The sequence below is a fragment of the Sphingomonas sp. 66-10 genome (assembly GCF_001897045.1).
GTDB classification, from domain to species: domain Bacteria; phylum Pseudomonadota; class Alphaproteobacteria; order Sphingomonadales; family Sphingomonadaceae; genus Sphingomonas; species Sphingomonas lycopersici.
The window spans coordinates 26,799-46,695 of record NZ_MKRR01000133.1 but is presented as its reverse complement, the minus strand read 5'-3'; the positions used below and the strand labels follow the sequence as shown (position 1 = coordinate 46,695).

Sequence of the window (19,897 nt, the reverse complement as noted above, 5' to 3'; positions counted from 1 at the left end):
CACTTACGACACCAACGCACGCCCCTCTCAAGATCAAATTGCCATACTGCGCGGCAGGTAGCGACACCGTGCATGTCAGCTTCGCGGAACCGCGGCGATGACAAGTAAAGGCGTGGAACGGGGCGGCACGGGTAGATGGCAGTCTCTCAGCTACCTTTGCGAAGCCGGCTGGGCCAACCCACGCGCACGAGCGTCTCGTCGGGGCCGTTCAGAGCGAACTCATACATGCCCCAGGGCTTGTCGCCAGCGCCTTCTCGCTCGATGATCTCGTCCGCAAAGACGGCGGCCAGGGCGTCGACATTCTCGCGATAGAGGTATAGCCCAAAGGGGTTTCTCCCCGGCGTCAGCCAGCCAGGAACGGCGGGATTGAGGTGGATATCTCCCCCATGCCCATCGCTCAGCATCCGGTAGTCGTCGGGGCATCCATCATCGCGCGTGAAGCCCAGACGCTCGAAAAAGCGCTGCGCCGCATCGAGATCGTTGCAAGGCAGGATCGCCGTCATTCGCTGCAGCATCGGCCGGTCTCCAAGCGTTCTGCCATCACCAAACACTCAGTTGACGGCCGCATAATAATACGCAATGCGTATGAAATGACAAGCGGAGACGATCGTGAGAGCAGCGAAGCCCGGATCGTTCGAGCAGTGTTGCGGCTGGCGCGTCGACTACGCGGCCCCGCGTTCGATGGAGAGGTAACAGGCAGCGGTCTGGCGTTGCTCGCATCGCTGCATCGAGCGGGGCCGATGAGTGCGGCGGCGCTGGCGCGCAGCGAGGGCTTGCAGCCGCAGTCGCTCAGTCGCCTGCTGGCCCGGCTGGAAGCCGACATGCTGATCGATCGGCCGATCGATCCAGTGGATCGACGCCGGCAACAGATCGCCCTCACGCCTGCTGGCACGGCGGCTTTGAAGCGGGCGATGACTCGCCGTCGCGCATGGCTCAGGGATGCCATGTCCCGCCAACTGAACGATGCCGATCGTCGGGCGTTGCTGGCGGCGACCGACGTGATGCTCCGGCTCGCCGGTCACGCGGGGGAAGATGGTCATGAATGAGGAACCCATCCTGATCGCGGCCGAGCCCCAGCTTTTCGTACCGGAATTGAGTGCGGCCTGCGCCTTCTATGTCGATCGCCTCGGCTTTACGCTCATGTTCATGCACGGCGATCCGCCTTTCTACGCGCAGGTCAGGCGGGGCGGCGCTTGCTTAAACCTGCGGCACACAGACGGCGAGGTGTTCGCGCACGGCTTCCGCGACCGGGAAGCCGACGCGCTTTCGGCGACCGTAACGGTTCAGGGTATCGAGGCGCTGGCCCGAGCCTTCGACGCCGCCGGTGTCGAATGGCACCAGCGCCTCAAGCGTGAAATATGGGGCGCGCAAACCTTCATCCTCCGCGATCCCGGCGGCAACCTCATCGCTTTTGCCGAATAGCCGGCACGCGTCGCGCGGATATAGCAGGCCAGCATCGCGAGATCGACGGCAAGGCTGGCGCCGAAGCGTCCCAGCTTGTCCAACGCTTTTCGCGATGCGGGACGGCTCGCCACGACAAAATTCTGCCCAATTACTGTCGTTTGCTCGCGCCTGCGCAATAAGCGCGACACTGCCGAGACGCGCAATGGCCGAGCACCCTGGTTCGCAGCAGAGTTCGTCGTCGTGAAGGCCGCATTGTTCGCGGCGTTGGGCCTCATGCTCGGCGCCGCGGCGCCCGCGGCCGCCGACGCGCCGGCCATCGAGCCGACTTTCTGGCTTCCCGATGCCGGATCGGGCTGGATCAACTTCGATCCGGGCGATGGCGGCCAGGTCGTCATTCCGGTCGTCGTCAACGGCCAGCCGGCACGCGCACTGGTCGATACCGGCTTCGATCAGCTGGTGCTGAGCAAGGCGTTCGCCGATGCGCACCATCTCGCGTTAACGCCGTTGAACAAGCCGATCGGGTTCGGCGGCGCGTCGCAAACATACGCGACGCCCGGCATATCGCTCGATATCGGCGCGATGCGGACGACCCGCCCCGGCGCGTTGGTCGTGACCGATTTCGACAATGTGAGGAACGCTGGCCTCAACTTCGACGCGGTGATCGGTCTTGCGTTGCTGGCCAGGCTCGAATGGCAGCTCGACGAGGATCATCACCGCTTTCGTTTCTTGCCCAGTCACGCCGAGCCGATCGTCGGCGGGACGCCGGTTCGGTTAGGGCCCCGCGGTTCGCGTCTCGTCACCACGATCGGCGTGAACGGCGCGCCGCTCGCCTCCGCGATGATCGACCTGGGAAGCGATGACGAGGTGAGCGTGCCCCCCGCGGTGATGCAGCAGGCGAAAGTGCATGTCGACACCGACCTGATGGCGGCGGGCGCGGGGGGCGCGGTCGTCGAGCCGGTCGGGCGACTGGGTTCGCTGACCATCGGCGGCCTGCAGGTCGAAGGCGCCCATGCGACGAGCGACGCCGGCTGGTTTCCCGGAGACGACATCAAGGCCTTGATCGGCATGGGCATATTGCAGCGCTACGACCTGACGGTCGACGTCCCGGCCGGTATGATGAAGCTGACCGCCCGGACCACGCCGGCGATACCCAGACCCAAATCGACCTCGGGCGTCCAGGGGGCCTATGCGGACGGCCGGTTGCTGATCGCCCATGTCATGAAGAATTCGCCCGCCGAGGCCGCCGGGCTGAAAGCGGGGGACGCGATCTGCGCGCTCGACGACAAGCCGATGTCGCAGCAACTGGTCGACCAGCATTGGGGTCGCGCGGCGCCCGGCACGCGATACGCCGTCAGGCTGTGCGACGGAACGGCACGGCAACTCGTGCTGCGCGACTTCTACTGAGCTGCAGCCGACGAAGGCGAGGAGCGATCGCCTCGCACGGTGGGTGAAGACTCAGCGGGATTGTGCGAGGAAGCCCGACCAACCTGGGGCGGGAAGGGGGGAGGGGGGAAACAACCGGCTGTTCGCCGTGGATTGCATGCACGGCACGCAGGTCGGCGACCCGGTAAGGCTCAGATTACCTTGCTCGGTTCACGGACCGGAAGCCGGCTTATGCTGTGTCCCGTGGCTGCTTCGGCTGCGCGACGCAGCATAGCCGGGTCCGACATGCCCTGACGGTCGAGCCGAGGCGTATAGGGGGCTTCCAGCCGTGCTGCCTCGTCGTCGGTGAGGCTGATCGATAGCGAGGCCACAGCATCGTCGATATGTTTTTCCTTGAGCGCCCCCACAATCGGCGCCGCCACCACAGGATTGCGACGCAGCCAGGCAAGCGCAATCATTGCCCGGCTGACGCCCCGTTCTTCCGCAATGGTCCCCACCGCCTCGATAATCAGCTTGTCGCTGTCGGCGGTGGCCGCACCCAGATTATAGGCCGCTTCGGTTTCCGCCCTTGCGGTGGTCGCTCCCCACGGCCGGGCCAGCCGGCCACGGTTGAGTGGGCTGTAGATGATGGTCTGCACCCCTTCGTCGATGCACAGCGCGTGCATTTCGCGTTCTTCTTCACGGTCGAGAAGATTGTAGCTATCCTGCATCGACACGAAGCGAGCCCAGCCGTTGGACTTCTGCAGGTGCAGCGCTTTGCCGAATTCCCAAGCCATCATCGACGATGCACCGAGGTACCGGACCTTACCGGCCTTGACGACATCGTTCAGGGCCTCGAGCGTTTCCTCCCACGGGGTGGTCGTGTCGCGACGATGGATTTGATAGAGGTCGATATAGTCGGTGCCGAGGCGTTTGAGGCTCATATCGACTTCGGTCATGATCGCCTTGCGCGACAGCCCTATGCTATTGGGCCCATCGCGCATCGGCGCGCTGATCTTGGTGGCGATCACGACGTTTTCGCGGTGCGCAAAGTCCTTCAGTGACCGCCCGAGAATCTCCTCGCTGGAGCCATTCGAATATAAATTGGCGGTGTCGAAGAAATTGATGCCCGCCTCAAGCGCGTGGCGAATGAGACGTCGACTTGCTTCCTCGTCGAGCGACCAGGAAGGGTAACCGCGTGACGGCTCTCCGAATCCCATGCAGCCAATGCAGATAGGCGAAATATCGAGGCCCGTCCGGCCGAGCTTGGCATATTGCATGTCCATCTCCGCATACGCTATATTTGGACAATTGTCCGCTTGCTGTTCCGTAACGGACAATTGTCCGTTTAGTCAAGGGGCGATATGGCCGTGAAGGAGGATGGATTGCGTGCAGACGCCCGCGCCAACCGTGATCGCATACTCGAGGTGGCACGTGAGGCGCTGACCGCCGATCCCGAAACGCCGCTCAGCGCTATCGGCAAGGCGGCCGGCGTTGGGCAAGGCACACTCTATCGCCACTTCCCGACGCGGGAAGCTCTGGCGCTGGCCATGTATCGCAAGGAGATCAGCGCCGTTGTGGCGCTCGCGTCCACATTGTTGGAAGCGCATCCGCCGCTTGAGGCGTTTCGCTTATGGTGTGCCCAGTTGGCGGATTCCAGTGCGATGAAGCGCGGCGTGGCGAGACTTCTGCAGGGAGCCACGTCCGAGGATGACAAGCGCGAGACCTATCAGCAGATGGTGTCGGCGGTGCGGTCGCTCCTCACTGCATGTGAGGGCGTGGGCGCGATTGATCGCGGTGCCAATGCCGACGATGTTTTGATGCTTCTCGGCGTACTTTGGCAGCTTCCTTCCCATCCCGGGAGGGATGCTCAGTCGGCGAGGATAATTGCGCTCATCTTGAGGGGGTTGGGCGCCAAAGACTAGCTATGGCCGTGCGGCTCATTGCCATCAAAGCGAGAGGGAATGCGAGATCGCGCGCGAGGCTACCTCTCAGTCGTTTTCGACATGAATTGGCTGCCGGCCGATGCGACGGCGGACTTGTCGAAGAGTGGCCATGAGGGAGATCACAGGAACGTCGCGCTCGGCTGTGCGTCTTGGACGAATCGGCGCCAGATTCTGAAATTATCATCGTGCGCTGTCAGGCCGGGGACGTGCCGGTCAGGAGCTGTCGGACCTATGATGGCTGTGCGGCTGTTAAGATCGCCACTTACAACGTCAACGGCGTCAATGGCCGGCTGCCGGTGCTGCTCCGCTGGCTCGCGCTCGCCGAGCCCGACATCGTTTGCCTCCAGGAATTGAAGGCGCCGCAGGACAAATTTCCGGAAATCCCGATCCGCGACGCCGGTTATGAGGCGGTCTGGCACGGCCAGACCCGCTGGAATGGCGTCGCGATCCTGAGCCGGGTCGGATCGATCCACGAAACCCGGCGCGGGCTTCCCGGTGATCCCGCTGATGTGCAGAGCCGCTATATTGAGGCGGCGGTCAATGGTCTGCTCGTCGCCGGTCTTTATCTCCCAAACGGCAACCCGCGACCTGGACCCGCATTCGATTTCAAGCTGCGCTGGTTCGACCGGCTCCAGACGCATCTGTCGTCGCTGGTCGGGCTTGACGCGCCGGTGATCGTCGCAGGCGATTTCAATGTCATGCCGGCCGACATCGACGTCTATGCGCCCGAGCGCTGGCGCGACGACGCGCTGTTCGCCCCCGAAGTGAAAGCGGCGTATCAGCGGTTGCGCGATCAAGGCTGGACCGATGCGGTCCGTCATCTCCACCCGAACGAGACGATCTACACCTTCTGGAAATATTGGCGCGGCGCGTTCGAGCGCAACGCGGGCCTCAGGATCGATCACTTCCTGCTCAACGCTCCGGCCGCCGCGCGGCTGCGAGCGGCCAAGGTCGATATCCGGCCGCGCCGCTGGGAAAAGACCAGCGATCACGCACCGGTTTGGATCGAGCTTGAGGAACGTTAAAGTGCGGCGTGGCCGCAAAACCGCGGCTCCGAGGGCGATCTGATTGCCAAGTCGCTATCCGCGCCAGGCGCGCATCGCCCGGTCATAGGCTGATTGCGCCTTGTCGACCTCACGCTTCAGTTTCGCTTGCTCCGCATTCTGCTGCTGCTCGAGTTTCCTCCGTTCGCGGTCGAGATCGGCCTGCCGCTGACCGAGCGCGGTACGCTCCATCTTGTGCCGCGCTGCGGCCTCTTCCAGCGCCTGCTCGGCTGCGCGCAACGGCGCTGCGTCGGGTTTGGGCTTGGGTGGTTTTTTCGGTTTCGTTGGTTTTTGGGTTTTGGCCGGTCGCGGTTTCGCAGTTCTCCGCAGCGCCGGTTCGGCCGCTTCCTGCTGCCGTCGTTTCGCCGCCGACGGTGGGTTTTTCGGCAAGGCGGCTATCTGCTCGCTGATGCTGCCGCGCGAGCGTCGGATGACGGTGCCGGGATTTTCAAGCGGCTCGCGCATGAGATCGGGATCGGTGACGCGCTCGGCGACCCCGCGCGCGAACAGATCCGCATCGCTCCCCCATGCCTCCAGCGCCGCCTTCTGGCTGGGCGCCGCGACATAGGCGTCATGGAAGCCGGTCGGCGTTCGGAACACCTTGAGATTCTGCTTGCGCGGCATCGCTTGGGGAACCTCGATCAGACCGGAATAGTAAAAATCCCGATCCGGCGCTGAAGTTTCCCAGGCGCTCGCCTCCGCATCGGAGCGGCTGAAGCGGGTCAATGCGCGGACGCGACCCGCCGGGACAGTTGTGGGTTGGAATCACGGCTTCCGGGAATTCGCGCTCTTGGCTATCGACTGCAACCATTGACTTAACATGGATAACTGAAACATCCAATAAAACACGGGGATAGGCCGGAACTGCGGCCAGTCGCGCGCGCTTGGGGAGAACGATCCACGGGAGCGCACGATGAGCGAACATTTGACCGACAGCGCGCCGCCGGCGGCGTCGAAGGACCGATCCGCAAACCAATATGCCGGGGAAGGTCTCGGGCACGTCGCCGGCGAAACGGTGGTCGGGCAGGCTGTGACGATTAACCGGTCGGCGACCGAATTGTTCTCCTTCTTCCGCGACTTTGCCAATCTTCCGGCGTTCATGGAGAATGTCGCGCGGGTCGAGGTGCTCGACGACGAACGCTCGCGCTGGGCGGTGAAGGCGCCTGGCGGGAACATTGTCGAATGGACCTCGAGCATTACCGATCTGGTGCCGGGCACGCTGATCGCCTGGGCATCGGAAAAGGGGGCCGATGTTCCCAACCGCGGGCGGATCGATTTCCGGCCTGCCGGCGCGCGTGGCACCGTGGTGACCGCGACGATCGTCTACGATCCCCCGGCGGGCGCGATCGGCCGGCTGGTGGCGAAGCTGTTCCAGCGCGAGCCCGCGATCCAGGCGCGCCGCGATCTGCGCCGGTTCAAGCAATTGATGGAAACCGGCGAGGTCGCCACCGCGGCGCGCACGCGGCGCGCGCATGACGAGGAGAAAGGCTGATGCGCGCGCTCACCTGGCACGGCAAGCACGATGTTCGCGTCGAAACGGTCGAAGACCCGGAAATCGTCAATCCCCGCGACGCGATCATCCGGGTGACCGCCACCGCGATCTGCGGCTCGGACCTGCATCTCTACGATGGTTTCATCCCGACGATGCGGAAGGGAGATATCCTTGGTCACGAGTTCATGGGCGAGGTGGTCGATACCGGGCCGCGCTCGACGCTGCGCAAGGGCCAGCGGGTGGTGGTGCCGTTCACGATCGCGTGCGGCAATTGCTACCATTGCGGCAAGCATCAATATGCGGCGTGCGACAACGGGCTGCCGGCCGACAATCAGGATATCGCGCAAACGCTCTACGGCCAGCCGATGAGCGGTCTTTTCGGCTACAGCCACATGACCGGCGGCTACGCTGGCGGTCAGGCAGAATATGTCCGCGTGCCGTTCAGCGACGTCGGCCCGATCGCCGTGCCTGATGGCATCGACGACGAGAAGGTGCTGTTCCTGTCCGACATCCTGCCGACCGGCTGGATGGCGGCCGAAAATGCCGAGATCGAGCCGGGCGATACCGTCGCAGTCTGGGGGTGCGGGCCGGTCGGGCTGTTCGCGGTGCAATCCGCCTTTCTCATGGGGGCGGAGCGGGTGATCGCGATCGATCATTTCCCGCACCGGCTCGAACTCGCGCAGAAGTTCGGGGCCGAGACGATCAATTTCGAGAAGACCCAAACCTATGATGCGTTGATGGAAATGACCGGCGGGATCGGGCCGGACGCGTGCATCGACGCCGTCGGGCTGGAGGCGCACGGTTTCTTCGTCGACAATGTGTGGGATCAGATCAAGGCGTCGACCTTCCTGGGCACCGACCGCGCGCATTCGATCCGCCAGGCGATCATCGCCTGCCGCAAGGGTGGGCGCGTGTCGATGCCGGGGGTCTATGGCGGCTTCATCGACAAATTCCCGCTCGGCGCCTTCATGGAGAAGGGGCTGACGCTCAAGACCGGGCAGACCCATGTCCAGCATTATATGCCGGGGCTGCTCCAGGCGGTCCTCGAGGGGAAGATCGACACCACCTTCCTGATCTCGCACCGGCTGCCGCTCGAACAGGCCCCGCAGGGCTATAAGATGTTCCACGACCGGCAGAACGAGGTCACCAAGGTAGTGCTGAAGCCCGGCCTCGCAGCGGCCTGAGGAGAGCAAGCATGGCGAAATTCGCGATCGTTACGGGGGCCTCGACTGGGATCGGGCGCGAGTTGGCGAAGCTCGCCGCGGCCGAGGGTTACGACCGTCTGCTTGCCGCCGATACGCCGTTCCACGACCCGGCAGCCGGCGCGCGCGGCAATGTCGAGACGCTCGAGGTCGACCTTTCGACCGTCGAGGGCGTCGATCGGCTGCTCGACGCGGCACGCGGGCGGGAGATCGATCTCCTTTGTGCCAATGCCGGTCATGGGCTGGGCCATGCCTTTCTCGATCAGGAGGTCGCGCAATGGCGGCATGTGATCGACACCAATATCGTCGGCACGCTCTACCTGCTGCAGCGAGTGTTGCGGCAGATGGCGGCGCGGAACGAAGGGAAGGTGCTCGTCACCGGTTCGATCGCCGGATTCATGCCCGGCAGCTTCCAGGCGGTCTATAATGGTACCAAGGCCTTCATCGACAGTTTCGTCGATGCCGTTCGCAACGAGATGAAGGAAAAGCAAGGCGTCACCATCACCACGCTGATGCCGGGCGCGACCGACACCGAATTCTTCCGGCGCGCCGGGATGGAGGACACGAGAGTCGGTCAGCAGCGCAAGGACGACCCCGGCGAAGTCGCGAGGACCGGGTGGGATGCGGTCATGTCGGGCAAGGCGGATGTCGTCCACGGCTTCAAGAACAAGCTGCAGGCGGCCGCCAGCCATGTCCTGCCCGAAAGTGTCACCGCCGAAATGCACCGCAACATGGCTGAGCCCGGCTCGGCGAAAGATGGCTAGGAAGGAAGCGTCGATGGACGACAAGGCGATCAAGCCCACGCGCGAGACGCGGCGACCGAATCTCTCCACCGAGCATCAGCAGGAGGGCGATGCGCGGCGTCCCTCGGATCAGCTCAACAAAAACCAGCCGCCACCGCGGCCTGACGGCGGGAAAAAGAGTTCGCTGACAAAAAACGGCTGATCCCGAAGCACCGTCCGAAGGTGTCCAAGGCCGTCCCCTCGCGGCCGCAGGCGACCGGGCAGGCGTTGCTGGCGGATTTGGATAAATACCGGCGGGAGGCGCGGACGATGCAGACCAGACAAAAGCCAAACGAAAGGCGCCTCCGAGACAGGCGCCGCATTATTCGGCGGAACAGGTTCGTGGCGCGGAGATCATCATGCGCTTGCCTGGGCGGCCCCCGTTTCTATCGTGGGAACCTTTGCTGGCAGGCCGCTGGACATCATGGCGCGCGGGGGTCTGAACAGATCGGTACCGTTGAATCGACCGGTGTGTCTCCACCTTCAGATCATCCAGCTCATGTGATGCCGAGCCTCTTCAAACCGTCGATAATCGATTGGACGGTATAGGGCCGTACAAGGCGAACGACGGCCTGCGCGGATTCGGCCGACGGGGAAGCGGCCCCGGTGATCAGCACGGGGAGATCGGCCCATTGGCCGCGAATTTCCTTCAAAAGCGCGTCACTGTCCTTTTCGCTTGGGCCGGTCGCGATGACCACGGCGTCATATCCGCCCTGCGCGGCGCGCAACCGGCCCAGGCCTTCGGCGGCATTGGCTGCGGGCTCCGACAGATATCCGGCTGAACGAAGCGCTTCGATCGCGAGCGTGCGGACGGCCGGGTCGTCCTCGATGAGCAGCAGCCGTTTACCCGTTCGCGCGTCGAGGAGGTCGCGCACCCGCAACATCAGGCTCCGCGACGTAAATGGCTTGGGCAGAAGCTCGACGCCCGGGTCGAGGCGTCCCCCGTGAACGATCGCGTTGCGGGTATAGCCGCTGGTGTAGAGCACCTTGAGATTGGGGCGAAGCTGGCGAGCCCGATCGCTGAGTTCGCGGCCCGACAGGCCGGGCATCACGACGTCGGTAAAGAGCAGATCCACGCGTTGATTGCGGCGTTCGAGGATGCGCAGCGCCGCTGCACCGTCGCCCGCTTCAAGCACCTGGTAACCCGCGTCACGCAGCACGTCGGCGGAAAAGGCGCGGACTTCGGCATCGTCTTCGACGACCAATACGGCCTCGCCCCGCGCGCTGCGCGGCTCGTATGCGGTTTCCACCGGGGCATCCTCCTCGATCGAGGCGCCGGTGAATCGTGGAAGATAGATTTTGACCGTGGTGCCGCATCCTTCCTCGGAATAGACGTTGACGTGTCCACCGGACTGTTTGACGAACCCGTAAACTTGGCTCAGTCCGAGTCCGGTACCGTGGCCGACTTCCTTGGTGGTGAAGAAGGGCTCGAAAACGCGCGCCAACACGTCGCGAGGCATGCCGACGCCAGTATCGCTGACCGCGATGACGACATAATTGCCCGGCGGCACCTCGGCATGAGAGGCCGCATAATCGGTGTCGAGATAGGCATTGGCGGTCTCGATCGTCAGCGTCCCGCTATCTGCAATCGCGTCGCGCGCGTTGACCGCGAGATTGACGAGTGCGCTTTCGAGCTGGTTGGGATCCGCCTCGACTGGCCAGAGGCCTGGACTGCTCACGACCTCGAGATGAATCAGCTCGCCAAGCGAGCGCTTGAGCAGGTCGGAGAGGCCGGCGACGACCTTGTCGAGATCGAGCGGTTTGGGTGCGAGCGGCTGACGGCGCGAGAAGGCAAGCAGGCGCTGGGTAAGCGCACTTGCCCGCTCGGCGCCCTTCATCGCGTTGCCGATCGCGCGCCGGACGCGCCCGCCGTCGGCAGGGTTTTCGAGCATTCGTAAGGCGATGTCGATATTGCCGGTGATGATGGTGAGAAGATTGTTGAAATCATGCGCGATGCCGCCGGTGAGCTGACCCACGGCCTCCATTTTCTGCGACTGGCGGAGCTGCTCCTCTATCTCGCGTTTCTCGGTCAGGTCGCGGGTGATCTTGGCGAAGCCGACGAGCTGACCGTCCTTGTCGCGGATCGCGTCGATGACCGCGCTCACCCAGAGCTGCGACCCGTCCTTGCGGATGCGCCACCCTTCGCTCTCATAGCGGCCGGTGCGGGTTGCGATCTCCAGCGCGCGAGCAGGGATGCCGGCCTCGCGATCCTCCTCGGTATAGAAGGTCGAGAAATTGCGTCCAAGGATCTCATCGGCGTTATAGCCCTTGATCCGCTCGGCGCCGGGATTCCAGTTGGTGATATTGCCCTGCGGATCGAGCAGGTAGATCGCATAGTCCGACACACCCTCGACCAGCATGCGGAAGTGCCGTTCACTCTCCGCCAGCCGGTCGGCCTGCGCCTGGATTTCCGCGGTGCGCTCCGCGATACGGTGTTCGAGCGATGCATTGAGGTAGCGCAACTCAGCTTCAGCGGCGCGCCGGGCGCGGATCTCGGCCTCGGTCGCCTGGTTGAGCCGGGCATTGTCGATCGCGATCGCGGCATGCCCGGCGATCCCGAGCAGGGCAGTTTCATGGTCGGCGGTGAACCGCGCCTCTTGATGATGACCGAAGAACAGCCCACCGTGCACCTCGCCGCTGCGAGATTTGACCGGCACCGCAAGATAGCTCGTCACCGGCAGATGGCCTTCGGGCATGCCGTGATAGGGCGCGCTCTTGCCGTAACGCGGATCGAGCCGGATATTGTCTGAGCGCACCACCCCGGTCCCTGTAAAGGTCGGCGCGAATACCTCGGTGTTGCGCGGCATAGGGAAGCGCGCGAACGCTTCGCGCGGCGCGCCAGACAGGCTGTACAGCGTGTAGCGCTCTCCCTTTTCGTCGACCTCGTTGTAGAAGAACGCACCGAACTCGGCGCCGGTCAGCTCGACCCCGGCGTCGGTGACCATCTGGACGATCGTATCGAGATCCCGCTCGACCGCGACCGCCGCGGCCGTCCGGTTGAGCAGCTCGAAGCTGTCCTGCAGCGCCACATTGGCGATCGCCGCGCCGACATAGCGTGCGAGCATGCGGATCAGCTCGACGGTCGTGTCGTCTGGCGCGCCCGGCTCGGACCAATAGGCGCCGATCGCGGCCTCGTCGGCGCCGGCGCGGACCGGCATCATCACCACGCTTTCGACAAACGTTCCGCGGTAGAAATCCTTGGGGACGCGCGGATCGGCGCGGACATCGGGAATGATCGCCGGTTCGCCATGCAGCATGACCCAGCCCGGAACGCATTCAGAAAGGCTGAAGCTGCGCCCGGCCCAGAGCGGCGCGATGGCGTCCTCGGCGATATAATGGCAATGATCGCCCTCGCGGACGACGAAGGTTACGCCCTGAGCGTCGGTGACATTCCTCGCCGTCTTGCGCACCACATCGACCACCTCGTCGAGCGCTCGGGCGCGGGCGAGTCGTTCGGCGGCGTCGAATAACGCGTTCCACCTTTCAGACAATCTTGCCTGTCCTGTTGTCATGGACTGAAGCGCCCCGGATCAAAGGATTTTTCTTTGGGTGGAAACTTCCGACGGGGAAGAAGGCTCCCGTTGCGGGATCGAAATCAGTCTTACGGGCCGCGGCGCCAATCGCTGGGTCATAAGACTGATGCGGGCGTCACCTTGGATGCTAACGTCGCTGTTCACTGCCGGCGCCGCGCCGGCAAAGCGCGGCCGCCCCAAGAAGACGCCCGCCGAAGCCTGACCGGCACGGTTATCCGATAAACGCCTCCGCGCGGCGCGTGGAGGCATTTTTCATGCGCACGGCCGGTGGAGTCCCTGCAATGCGGCGCCCACTTCAGCCATGCGATTGGCGGCTGCAGGTCTGAGGATCGAGCGTGGCCGCGCGAAATAATCGCGCGGCGACATCCCCATGAAATATCGAAACTCGCGATTGAAATGCGACTGGTCGTAATAGGCTTGATCGACGATCCGTCCGATCGGCTGGCCGTCGGGGTGCAGCAATTGCGCGAGCGTGCGCAGGAAGCGCTGGCGCCGCAGCAGCGTCTTGGTGGGAAAGCCGAACCAGCGTTGAGATGCCCGCGCGAGCTGCGTCATGGTCAGGCCGAGCCGATGCGCCAGTTCCTCGACATGGACATCTTCGGCTTCGTTGACCGCGGTGGCGATCACACCGATCCGGGGATCGCAGGCCGGCCGCGCGGCCGATCGCGCCGCAAAATAGCGCTCGAGCAGATCGACACGGGCTTCGTCACTGGTTGCGCCGGCGAGCGCGATGTCGAGCGATCCGATCCCCGGCAGGATCGGTCCCGCGGCGGCGAACTTGTCGGCCAATGTCGCCGCATTGATCCCGATCAGATGCGCCCAGCCTTGCGGGGTAAAGCCGACCCCGGTCACGATACCGGGCCGGCCGCGGATCGGCCGCGCGCATGAGGTCGGCCCGAACAATGTCGCCGATTGCGGCGTCGCGAACTGGCCGTCGCCGGTCGCGACATCCCAATCCTCGCCGCTATGGAAGCGCAAATTGCCCCATTCGGGATGGAGCAGATCCTCGATTTCGCTTCCCGCCGGGCCGCTGATCTCGACGAAATAATAGGCGGTGATGAAGTCGCTCAGCATGCCCGTGGGACGCCGAAACCGTACGTCCGCGACAGGTTCGATCTTGCCGGCTTCAGCCGCGTCAGTCTCCCTCACCCCATGCGCCCGCCACCCTGTTATCGCCAACCCGTTGGCGTCCTGCTTACGCTAATTCGCGTGGAAACCCATACGTTCCGTGACGGAATCTGAGACGGCGTCGATTCTGACAATGCCGGACTGATCGGCGCGATGAGCTTCGGCGGGACAAGAATCGACAGTTCCATCGATACCCGGCTGGCGTTCTCCCTCCTTGCGGTCGCTGCGTTCGCAACCGGCCGAGCGCGTCCAGCACCGCACAGGCCGTCCACCTCCTGATGCGCGCGGGCGAACTGGAAGGACGAGTGGGTCCAGCATTTTTTCGCGGATCGCAGGCCTGTCCATTGCAGGCGCGATCTATATGGTGGGTGAGCGGGCAAGCGATGTCATCATCGCCGCTCATGCCCAGAAAGGGATGGTCGAGGATGCGTGACGGGATCGATCCCAGCGTTCCGCCGAGCGGGACCGGATGCAAGGAATGCCTCGAAACCGGAGGCTGGTGGGTCCACCTCCGCCGCTGCGCGCAATGTGGCCACATCGGGTGTTGCGACACATCGCCTTCTCAGCACGCGACACATCATTTTCACGACACCGGCCATCCCGTCGTGCGCAGTTTCGAACCGGGAGAGGATTGGTTCTACGATTATCGCAGCGAAGCGGTATTTCCGGGACCTTCGCTTGCCGCCCCCCTGGCGCATCCGGTGGATCAGCCGATACCGGGTCCAGAAGGGGCCGTGCCCGAGGACTGGATGGAGCGGATTCATCGATGACAGATGAGCGGATCGGATCCTTCTACGAAAGCCGGGCAACCGTATCGCCTCGCGGTCGCCTGCTCTCCCGTAAGACGGCGAGAGCATGGCGTGCACGGTCAATGCGGTTTGCGGAAGCGGAACATGAAGCGATCCGTCTTGCCGCGAATGGCAGGGTCGAACACCAGTTTCGCATGATCGTCCGCCGGATTGGCAAGCAACGGGCTCTCCGCTTCGAGCACGAAACCGGCGTTCGTGAAGTCGGTCTTCACGGTCGCAGGGTCGATGCGATGCAATTTCTCGACCACCGCGCGCGTGTCGCCGGCGGGGCCGACATGATCGATGATCCCGACGATGCCGCCGGGTTTGGTCGCGGCGTAGAGCGCCTTCACGAACGTCGCCGGGTCGCTGCGCGGGATGCGATATTTGGCCGATTCCCAATAGAGATCGTGGTAGCTGAGGTTGATGATCGTGAAATCGAACTGGTTCGGCGCGGCGCTGAACGCCTCGAACGGGTAGCGTACGAAACGAATGTCGGGTCGGCGCGCGACCAGCGCCGCCCATTTCTTTTGCTCCTCCGGCGTCGAATAGAATTGGCTCGGCTCGAACGCCGTCACCTTGCCTTTGGGGCCGACCGCATTGCCCATGATCTCCGCCCAATAGCCCGAGCCGGTCATGATATCGGCCGCCTTCATGCCCTTCTTCAGGCCGAGAAACGCCAGCACCTCGGCCGGTTTGCGGCTTTCATCGAGCGCGATTTCCTCCGCTGGCCGGCCCGGTTTGGCGACCGCGGCGGCAAAATCGGGCGTCGGCTCGCTGCGCGCCAGTGCCATCGATCCGCCCTGACACATGACCGCGAGCGCCGCGACCCAGACGATCTTCCGCATCCTCCATCCCCTTTGCGAAGTGTATTGAGCAGATAATACGTTGCGGCACGGCGATGAAAAGCGGCATTGGGCGTTGGCGGCTCGTTACCGCTGGCGCAAGGGGGTGCGTTTCGATCTGAAGGTTCTGAAAACCGCGTTTCATGACGCTTATGTGTAAAAGCGCCCGTCCTCTCGGCTAAGCAGCGCGCGCGCCGAGCATCGAAGATCGTCCGATTAGCACGGCGCATCCCATTGCCGATGCTATTGGGAGGGTATGAAGATGGTGGGGAAGAAAGACCGGCGGCTATTTTGCGCCACGTCGCTGGCCGCGCTGCTCGCGCCGGGGATCGCGGCCGCGCAGGATGCGGGAGACCTCGCCCACCCGAGCGACGTCGTCGTCACCGCGCAGCGCCGCGAGCAAAGCGTGGTGGATGTGCCGCTGACCGTCAACGTGCTGTCCGGCGCAGACCTGACGAAGCGCAGCGCAAGCTCGCTTCAGGATATCGCGGACAATGTGCCGGGTCTCGACGTTTTCTCGCAAGGCGGCGGGAAACAGCTGATCCAGATTCGCGGCATCAACAGCCTCAGGGGCACGTCGTCGCTGGTCGGGATCTATCTCGACGAGACGCCGCTCACCGGTTCGCAGGACGGTTTCTATCCGGTCTACGCCGATGCGGGAACGCTCGATCTCGCGCGGGTCGAGGTGCTCAAGGGGCCGCAGGGCACGCTGTTCGGCGAAGGCGCGATGAGCGGCGTGATCCGCTATGTCACCAACGATCCGACGCTCGATCGGATCGGCGGCACCGTCGACTATTCGATCTTCGCCACCGATGGCGGTAGCGCCTCCGCGCAGGTGAAGGCGGCGCTCAACCTGCCTTTGTCGGATACGCTCGCGGTGCGCTTCGCCGGCGAATATCAGGACAATGGCGGCTGGTTGAAGAACGTCGGCACCGGCGCGAAGAACGTCAATTCCAACCGGATCTACGACGGCCGCGTCAAGCTGTTGTGGCAGCCGGATTCGCGGCTGCGTGTCGTCGGCATGATCGATATCCGGCATAATAATGAGGATTCCCCGTCCTACGCCAATATCCTGCCTTATGAGGACGGGCTTTACCGCCACGCGATCGACCCATATGGGCGGACGAGCGGCGTGTCCGAACTCGATCTTTACAGTTTGAGGATCGAATACGACTTGGGATTCGCCGAGCTGATGAGCAATACTGCGCACAGCCGGCGCTACAGCAACAGCAATCTCGATCAAATCTATTACGCCACCGACGATCCGGCCGCGCCGATCACCCTGGAGATCGCCAATACGCGCTATCTCAACAAACAGTCGATCACCAGCCAGGAACTGCGGCTGACCTCCAAGGGCGACGGGCCGCTCAAATGGGTAGTCGGCGGCATCTACAAGGATGATGATCTGCTGCGCCATTTCCTTGACGGCGCGGAATTGCTCTATCCGCCGTCCACCACCGTGACGATCCTCGAGGAACCGATCAGGACGACATCGCAATCCTGGGCGATCTACGGCGACGCTTCATACACCCTGTTCCGCCGGCTCGAGCTGGGCGGGGGCGTGCGTTATTCGCATGACAGTCGTAGCTTCACCGACGGCGATCTGCCGACGCTGTCGGGGACTTTCGCGCGTGTCACCTATCGCGCATTCGTGAAATACGACATCGCGCGCGACGCGAACCTCTACTTCAACGTCGGCAACGGTTTCCGCAGCGGCGGGTTCAACGCGGTGGTCAATCCCGCCTTTCCGCCACCGCTGACCTATGCCCCCGAACGCTCGATGGCCTATGAGGCGGGGTTCAAGGCGACGCTGCTCGACGGGAAGCTCGGGGTGAACCTTGCGGCTTTCCAGCAATATTATCGCGGGCAGGTCTATGATCGTGTCGTGCTGACGCCGGTGTTTCTGCAATATACCGCCAATGGCGGCAACACGCGGATCAGAGGTGTCGAATGGCAATTGACTGCGAATCCGGTGCGGGCGCTGAAGCTGTCGGCGAGTGGCACCGTGATGGGATCGGTGTTCATCGCCTCCAGTCCCGAAGCGGAGGTGGATTTCCCGCCGGGCACCAGCCCGCTCGCGCTGCCCAAATATTCGATCCAGCTTGCGGCGAGCTATGCGTTCAATTGGTCGGCCGCCATCCCCGGTTTCATCGATCTGGATTTCAATCACAAAGACAAATTGGTCGGCGGGCAGGGCGTAACGCGGATCGTTACCGGGCCGCAATCCTTCCTGGGGGCAAGCCTGGGTGCGACGATCGAAGGGTTCGAACTGGCGATTTTCGCGCGCAATCTGCTCAACGAGCACTCGCCTTATTATCCGACGCTCGGCGGGATCGGCGGGGTGCCGCGGCCGCGGCAGATTGGCTTCAGGATCGGGAAAGCGTTCTGAAACACGTCGCGTTGCGTGGCCCAGGGCTGGCCAGGGTCGCGGTCGAACCCGTGAAAAGGGGTAGCCGATGTATCTGATCGACGTCGCTGCCTTTGCGCTGTTGACCGCGGCGGGCGTGCTGGCCGCGACGGGGCAGAGACGGCCGGCGGTGCTCGCCGCGCTGCTCGCGCTGGCCATCGCGCTGGTGGCGCTGGCCACGCTTCATTGGCAGGCGGCCCCGGCGGCAACGATCGCCGCGATCGCCGCGATCTTCATGCGCTGCCGCCGTGCCGCGCGGCGCGCGACGCGGATCGCGGCGCTGACGATATTCGTGATCGGGATTCTCGCGGCGGCGATCCCTTATTATCTGTTCCCGCTCTTTTCGCTTCCCGAGCCGGACGGCCGTTACCCGATCGGCGCGACGCGGATCGAGCTGGTCGATACCGCACGGCGCGGGGTGTTGGAGGATGGGCCGGGCGAGCCTCGCCGCATGATCGTGCAGCTTTGGTATCCCGCCTCGTCCAGCGGCGAGCCGATCGCGCGCTATCTGCCGCGCGCGACCATCGTGGCGGACGCCGGGTCGATCGCGCGCAACGCGTTCCATCATCCGTTCGAACTGCTCCATCTCGCCGCCGTCCCCACCCATGCGCGGCGCGATGCGGAACCGGCGGGGGGCAGCCATCCGTTGTTCGTCTTCAACCACGGCTATACGATGTACCCGGCGCAGAACACGCCGCTGTTCGAGCGGTTGGCGAGCCACGGATATGTCGTGGCGAGCATCAGCCACCCCTATGATTCCGCCCGGCAGCAATTCGCCGACGGGTGGAGCCGCGAAACCACGCCGTTGGTGGTGACCCCGGCAATGGCCGAAGCCTTGGGGGCGCTGGTCAAGGATCAAAGCGTCGCGGCCTGGCGTCGGCATTTTCCCGCTTATGCCGCGGCGGCGAAGGAGGACCGGCTGATGCGCAGCACCGCGGCGTGGCTTTCCGATACCCGCTTTGCGCTCGCCGCGCTCGAACGCGCCCGGCCGTCGACACTCGCGGGCAGGGTGGCGCGCTCGGTGGATTTCTCGCGGCTCGCGTTCGGCGGCATGTCGTTCGGCGGCGGGATCGCGGCGGAAGCCTGTGTCGAGGAGCCGCGATGCCGCGCCGCGATCAGCCTCGACGGCGTGACCTATGACCCGGCGATGTTCGATCGTGCGGCCGGCCGGCCGATGTTGTGGCTCCAGTCGGATTGGCCGCGTTATCCGCTCTACCCGAACCAGCCGCGCGATCCTCGCAGGCATCCGATGGACTTTGCGTTCCGGCAGTGGGCGGCGGTCGCGCCGGCGGACGATTTCCGCTTTCGGGTGGAGGGCGCGGGGCATCTCGCCTTCACCGATCTGATCCGCATGTTCCGCGTGCGCACCCCGCCCGCGGTCTACGGCACGATCCCCGTTGCCGAGATCGACGGGTTGATCGGCGATTTCGCGCTCGGTTTCCTCGATCGGTTCGTCAGCGGGCAGGATAATGGGTTCCCGCATATGCAGCAGCGGCGGCATCCAGCGGCGATCCGGCACGTTCCCGCGCGCTGATCGTGCTCCCGCGCGGGCGGGAGCACGAGCCGGAAGGGTCAGTTCAGCAGCACATCGAGAATACGGTCGACGCCATGCCGGATCGGGTCGCAGCACGGCAGACCGGTCTGCGTCTCGATATCGCGGATGGCGGCGTCGATCGCCGTCGGCTCCATGCGCGACGTATTGACGCTGATCCCCACCACGCGCGCCTCCGGATTGGTGAGTTGGGCGGCGGCGACATTCATGTCGATGCAACGGCGCAGATCCGGCACCTTATAGTCGAAGCCGAGCAGATGCGTGCGCACCGGCTCATGGCAGACGACCAGCGCATCGGGTTGACTGCCGTGGATCAGCCCCAGGGTGACGCCGGCATAAGCCGGGTGGAACAGCGAGCCCTGCCCCTCGATCACGTCCCAATGATCGGGCGCCGCGTCGGGTGACAGCCATTC

General features: G+C 64.1%; 19 protein-coding genes. 12 read left to right on the top strand and 7 right to left on the bottom strand.

Annotation, left to right across the window (positions count from 1 at the left end):
- Window positions 1-146: 146 nt before the first annotated feature.
- On the bottom strand, window positions 147-404 hold the full coding sequence (locus BGN95_RS14180) for a VOC family protein (RefSeq protein WP_286773024.1): 258 nt from the start codon (window positions 402-404) through the stop codon (window positions 147-149).
- Between BGN95_RS14180 and BGN95_RS14175 the strand changes: the two genes are divergently transcribed.
- The 3 genes from BGN95_RS14175 (at window position 387) to BGN95_RS14165 (ending at window position 2,808) form a co-directional block, all read left to right on the top strand.
- Window positions 387-1,046: a MarR family winged helix-turn-helix transcriptional regulator gene (locus BGN95_RS14175; protein WP_286773023.1), complete on the top strand. Its 660-nt coding sequence runs from the start codon at window positions 387-389 to the stop codon at window positions 1,044-1,046. The genes BGN95_RS14180 and BGN95_RS14175 overlap by 18 nt on opposite strands.
- On the top strand, window positions 1,039-1,422 hold the full coding sequence (locus BGN95_RS14170; protein ID WP_286773022.1) for a glyoxalase superfamily protein: 384 nt from the start codon (window positions 1,039-1,041) through the stop codon (window positions 1,420-1,422). The genes BGN95_RS14175 and BGN95_RS14170 overlap by 8 nt, the downstream gene beginning before the upstream one ends.
- Window positions 1,423-1,644: 222 nt before the next feature.
- Window positions 1,645-2,808, top strand: coding sequence for an aspartyl protease family protein (locus tag BGN95_RS14165; RefSeq protein WP_286773021.1), 1,164 nt, complete (start codon window positions 1,645-1,647; stop codon window positions 2,806-2,808).
- A 170-nt stretch (window positions 2,809-2,978) separates the two neighbouring features.
- Here the strand turns inward: BGN95_RS14165 and BGN95_RS14160 are convergent, their stop codons facing one another.
- Complete coding sequence (locus tag BGN95_RS14160) at window positions 2,979-4,046, bottom strand: aldo/keto reductase (RefSeq protein WP_286773020.1); 1,068 nt, start codon at window positions 4,044-4,046, stop codon at window positions 2,979-2,981.
- Window positions 4,047-4,130: 84 nt separating this feature from the next.
- Here BGN95_RS14160 and BGN95_RS14155 point away from each other — a divergent pair, with 84 nt between their 5' ends.
- A complete protein-coding gene (locus BGN95_RS14155; RefSeq protein WP_286773019.1) occupies window positions 4,131-4,691 on the top strand; it encodes a TetR/AcrR family transcriptional regulator in 561 nt (186 codons plus the stop codon).
- A gap of 227 nt (window positions 4,692-4,918) precedes the next feature.
- Window positions 4,919-5,737: an exodeoxyribonuclease III gene (xth, locus tag BGN95_RS14150; RefSeq protein WP_286773018.1), complete on the top strand. Its 819-nt coding sequence runs from the start codon at window positions 4,919-4,921 to the stop codon at window positions 5,735-5,737.
- Between the two features lie 54 nt (window positions 5,738-5,791).
- Here xth and BGN95_RS14145 read toward each other — a convergent pair whose 3' ends face one another.
- Window positions 5,792-6,481: a hypothetical protein gene (locus BGN95_RS14145; RefSeq protein WP_265312651.1), complete on the bottom strand. Its 690-nt coding sequence runs from the start codon at window positions 6,479-6,481 to the stop codon at window positions 5,792-5,794.
- Window positions 6,482-6,668: 187 nt separating this feature from the next.
- Here BGN95_RS14145 and BGN95_RS14140 point away from each other — a divergent pair, with 187 nt between their 5' ends.
- From BGN95_RS14140 to BGN95_RS14125, 4 genes are read left to right on the top strand one after another with little or no spacing between them, the layout of a single operon-like run.
- Complete coding sequence (locus BGN95_RS14140) at window positions 6,669-7,247, top strand: SRPBCC family protein (protein ID WP_265312650.1); 579 nt, start codon at window positions 6,669-6,671, stop codon at window positions 7,245-7,247.
- A complete protein-coding gene (locus BGN95_RS14135) occupies window positions 7,247-8,431 on the top strand; it encodes a zinc-dependent alcohol dehydrogenase (RefSeq protein ID WP_265312649.1) in 1,185 nt (394 codons plus the stop codon). The genes BGN95_RS14140 and BGN95_RS14135 overlap by 1 nt, the downstream gene beginning before the upstream one ends.
- 11 nt (window positions 8,432-8,442) lie before the next feature.
- Window positions 8,443-9,213: an SDR family NAD(P)-dependent oxidoreductase gene (locus tag BGN95_RS14130; protein WP_286773017.1), complete on the top strand. Its 771-nt coding sequence runs from the start codon at window positions 8,443-8,445 to the stop codon at window positions 9,211-9,213.
- A gap of 13 nt (window positions 9,214-9,226) precedes the next feature.
- A complete protein-coding gene (locus BGN95_RS14125) occupies window positions 9,227-9,394 on the top strand; it encodes a hypothetical protein (RefSeq protein WP_286773016.1) in 168 nt (55 codons plus the stop codon).
- A 334-nt stretch (window positions 9,395-9,728) separates the two neighbouring features.
- Here BGN95_RS14125 and BGN95_RS14120 read toward each other — a convergent pair whose 3' ends face one another.
- The gene (locus BGN95_RS14120; RefSeq protein ID WP_286773015.1) at window positions 9,729-12,722 is read right to left on the bottom strand and encodes a hybrid sensor histidine kinase/response regulator; all 2,994 of its coding nucleotides are present in this window, start codon (window positions 12,720-12,722) and stop codon (window positions 9,729-9,731) included.
- A 294-nt stretch (window positions 12,723-13,016) separates the two neighbouring features.
- The gene (locus BGN95_RS14115) at window positions 13,017-13,838 is read right to left on the bottom strand and encodes an AraC family transcriptional regulator (RefSeq protein WP_265312645.1); all 822 of its coding nucleotides are present in this window, start codon (window positions 13,836-13,838) and stop codon (window positions 13,017-13,019) included.
- A gap of 479 nt (window positions 13,839-14,317) precedes the next feature.
- On the opposite strand from BGN95_RS14115, the gene BGN95_RS14110 reads away from it, so the two are divergent.
- A complete protein-coding gene (locus tag BGN95_RS14110) occupies window positions 14,318-14,662 on the top strand; it encodes a UBP-type zinc finger domain-containing protein (protein WP_286773014.1) in 345 nt (114 codons plus the stop codon).
- Window positions 14,663-14,760: 98 nt separating this feature from the next.
- Here BGN95_RS14110 and BGN95_RS14105 read toward each other — a convergent pair whose 3' ends face one another.
- The gene (locus BGN95_RS14105) at window positions 14,761-15,528 is read right to left on the bottom strand and encodes a class I SAM-dependent methyltransferase (RefSeq protein ID WP_286773013.1); all 768 of its coding nucleotides are present in this window, start codon (window positions 15,526-15,528) and stop codon (window positions 14,761-14,763) included.
- Window positions 15,529-15,787: 259 nt separating this feature from the next.
- Here BGN95_RS14105 and BGN95_RS14100 point away from each other — a divergent pair, with 259 nt between their 5' ends.
- Together BGN95_RS14100 and BGN95_RS14095 are read left to right on the top strand one after the other, a co-directional pair.
- Window positions 15,788-17,914 (top strand): TonB-dependent receptor, encoded by a 2,127-nt coding sequence (locus BGN95_RS14100; protein ID WP_286773012.1) that lies wholly within the window; start codon window positions 15,788-15,790, stop codon window positions 17,912-17,914.
- 67 nt (window positions 17,915-17,981) lie between these two features.
- Window positions 17,982-19,466 carry an alpha/beta hydrolase gene (locus BGN95_RS14095; protein ID WP_286773011.1) on the top strand — a complete coding sequence of 495 codons (1,485 nt, stop codon included), beginning with the start codon at window positions 17,982-17,984 and terminating at the stop codon, window positions 19,464-19,466.
- A 38-nt stretch (window positions 19,467-19,504) separates the two neighbouring features.
- Here BGN95_RS14095 and BGN95_RS14090 read toward each other — a convergent pair.
- Window positions 19,505-19,897: DUF1611 domain-containing protein (locus BGN95_RS14090; protein WP_286773010.1), on the bottom strand; the 393-nt coding region annotated here is incomplete at its 5' end.

Bases quoted from the DNA above. Each gene is read 5' to 3' on its own strand.
- BGN95_RS14175 (WP_286773023.1), top strand. From the start codon at position 387: ATGCCCATCGCTCAGCATCCGGTAGTCGTCGGGGCATCCATCATCGCG.
- BGN95_RS14180 (WP_286773024.1), bottom strand. From the start codon at position 404: ATGCTGAGCGATGGGCATGGGGGAGATATCCACCTCAATCCCGCCGTT.
- BGN95_RS14170 (WP_286773022.1), top strand. From the start codon at position 1,039: ATGAATGAGGAACCCATCCTGATCGCGGCCGAGCCCCAGCTTTTCGTA.
- BGN95_RS14160 (WP_286773020.1), bottom strand. From the start codon at position 4,046: ATGCAATATGCCAAGCTCGGCCGGACGGGCCTCGATATTTCGCCTATC.
- BGN95_RS14155 (WP_286773019.1), top strand. From the start codon at position 4,131: ATGGCCGTGAAGGAGGATGGATTGCGTGCAGACGCCCGCGCCAACCGT.
- BGN95_RS14140 (WP_265312650.1), top strand. From the start codon at position 6,669: ATGAGCGAACATTTGACCGACAGCGCGCCGCCGGCGGCGTCGAAGGAC.
- BGN95_RS14135 (WP_265312649.1), top strand. From the start codon at position 7,247: ATGCGCGCGCTCACCTGGCACGGCAAGCACGATGTTCGCGTCGAAACG.
- BGN95_RS14130 (WP_286773017.1), top strand. From the start codon at position 8,443: ATGGCGAAATTCGCGATCGTTACGGGGGCCTCGACTGGGATCGGGCGC.
- BGN95_RS14125 (WP_286773016.1), top strand. From the start codon at position 9,227: ATGGACGACAAGGCGATCAAGCCCACGCGCGAGACGCGGCGACCGAAT.
- BGN95_RS14115 (WP_265312645.1), bottom strand. From the start codon at position 13,838: ATGCTGAGCGACTTCATCACCGCCTATTATTTCGTCGAGATCAGCGGC.
- BGN95_RS14110 (WP_286773014.1), top strand. From the start codon at position 14,318: ATGCGTGACGGGATCGATCCCAGCGTTCCGCCGAGCGGGACCGGATGC.
- BGN95_RS14105 (WP_286773013.1), bottom strand. From the start codon at position 15,528: ATGCGGAAGATCGTCTGGGTCGCGGCGCTCGCGGTCATGTGTCAGGGC.
- BGN95_RS14100 (WP_286773012.1), top strand. From the start codon at position 15,788: ATGGTGGGGAAGAAAGACCGGCGGCTATTTTGCGCCACGTCGCTGGCC.
- BGN95_RS14095 (WP_286773011.1), top strand. From the start codon at position 17,982: ATGTATCTGATCGACGTCGCTGCCTTTGCGCTGTTGACCGCGGCGGGC.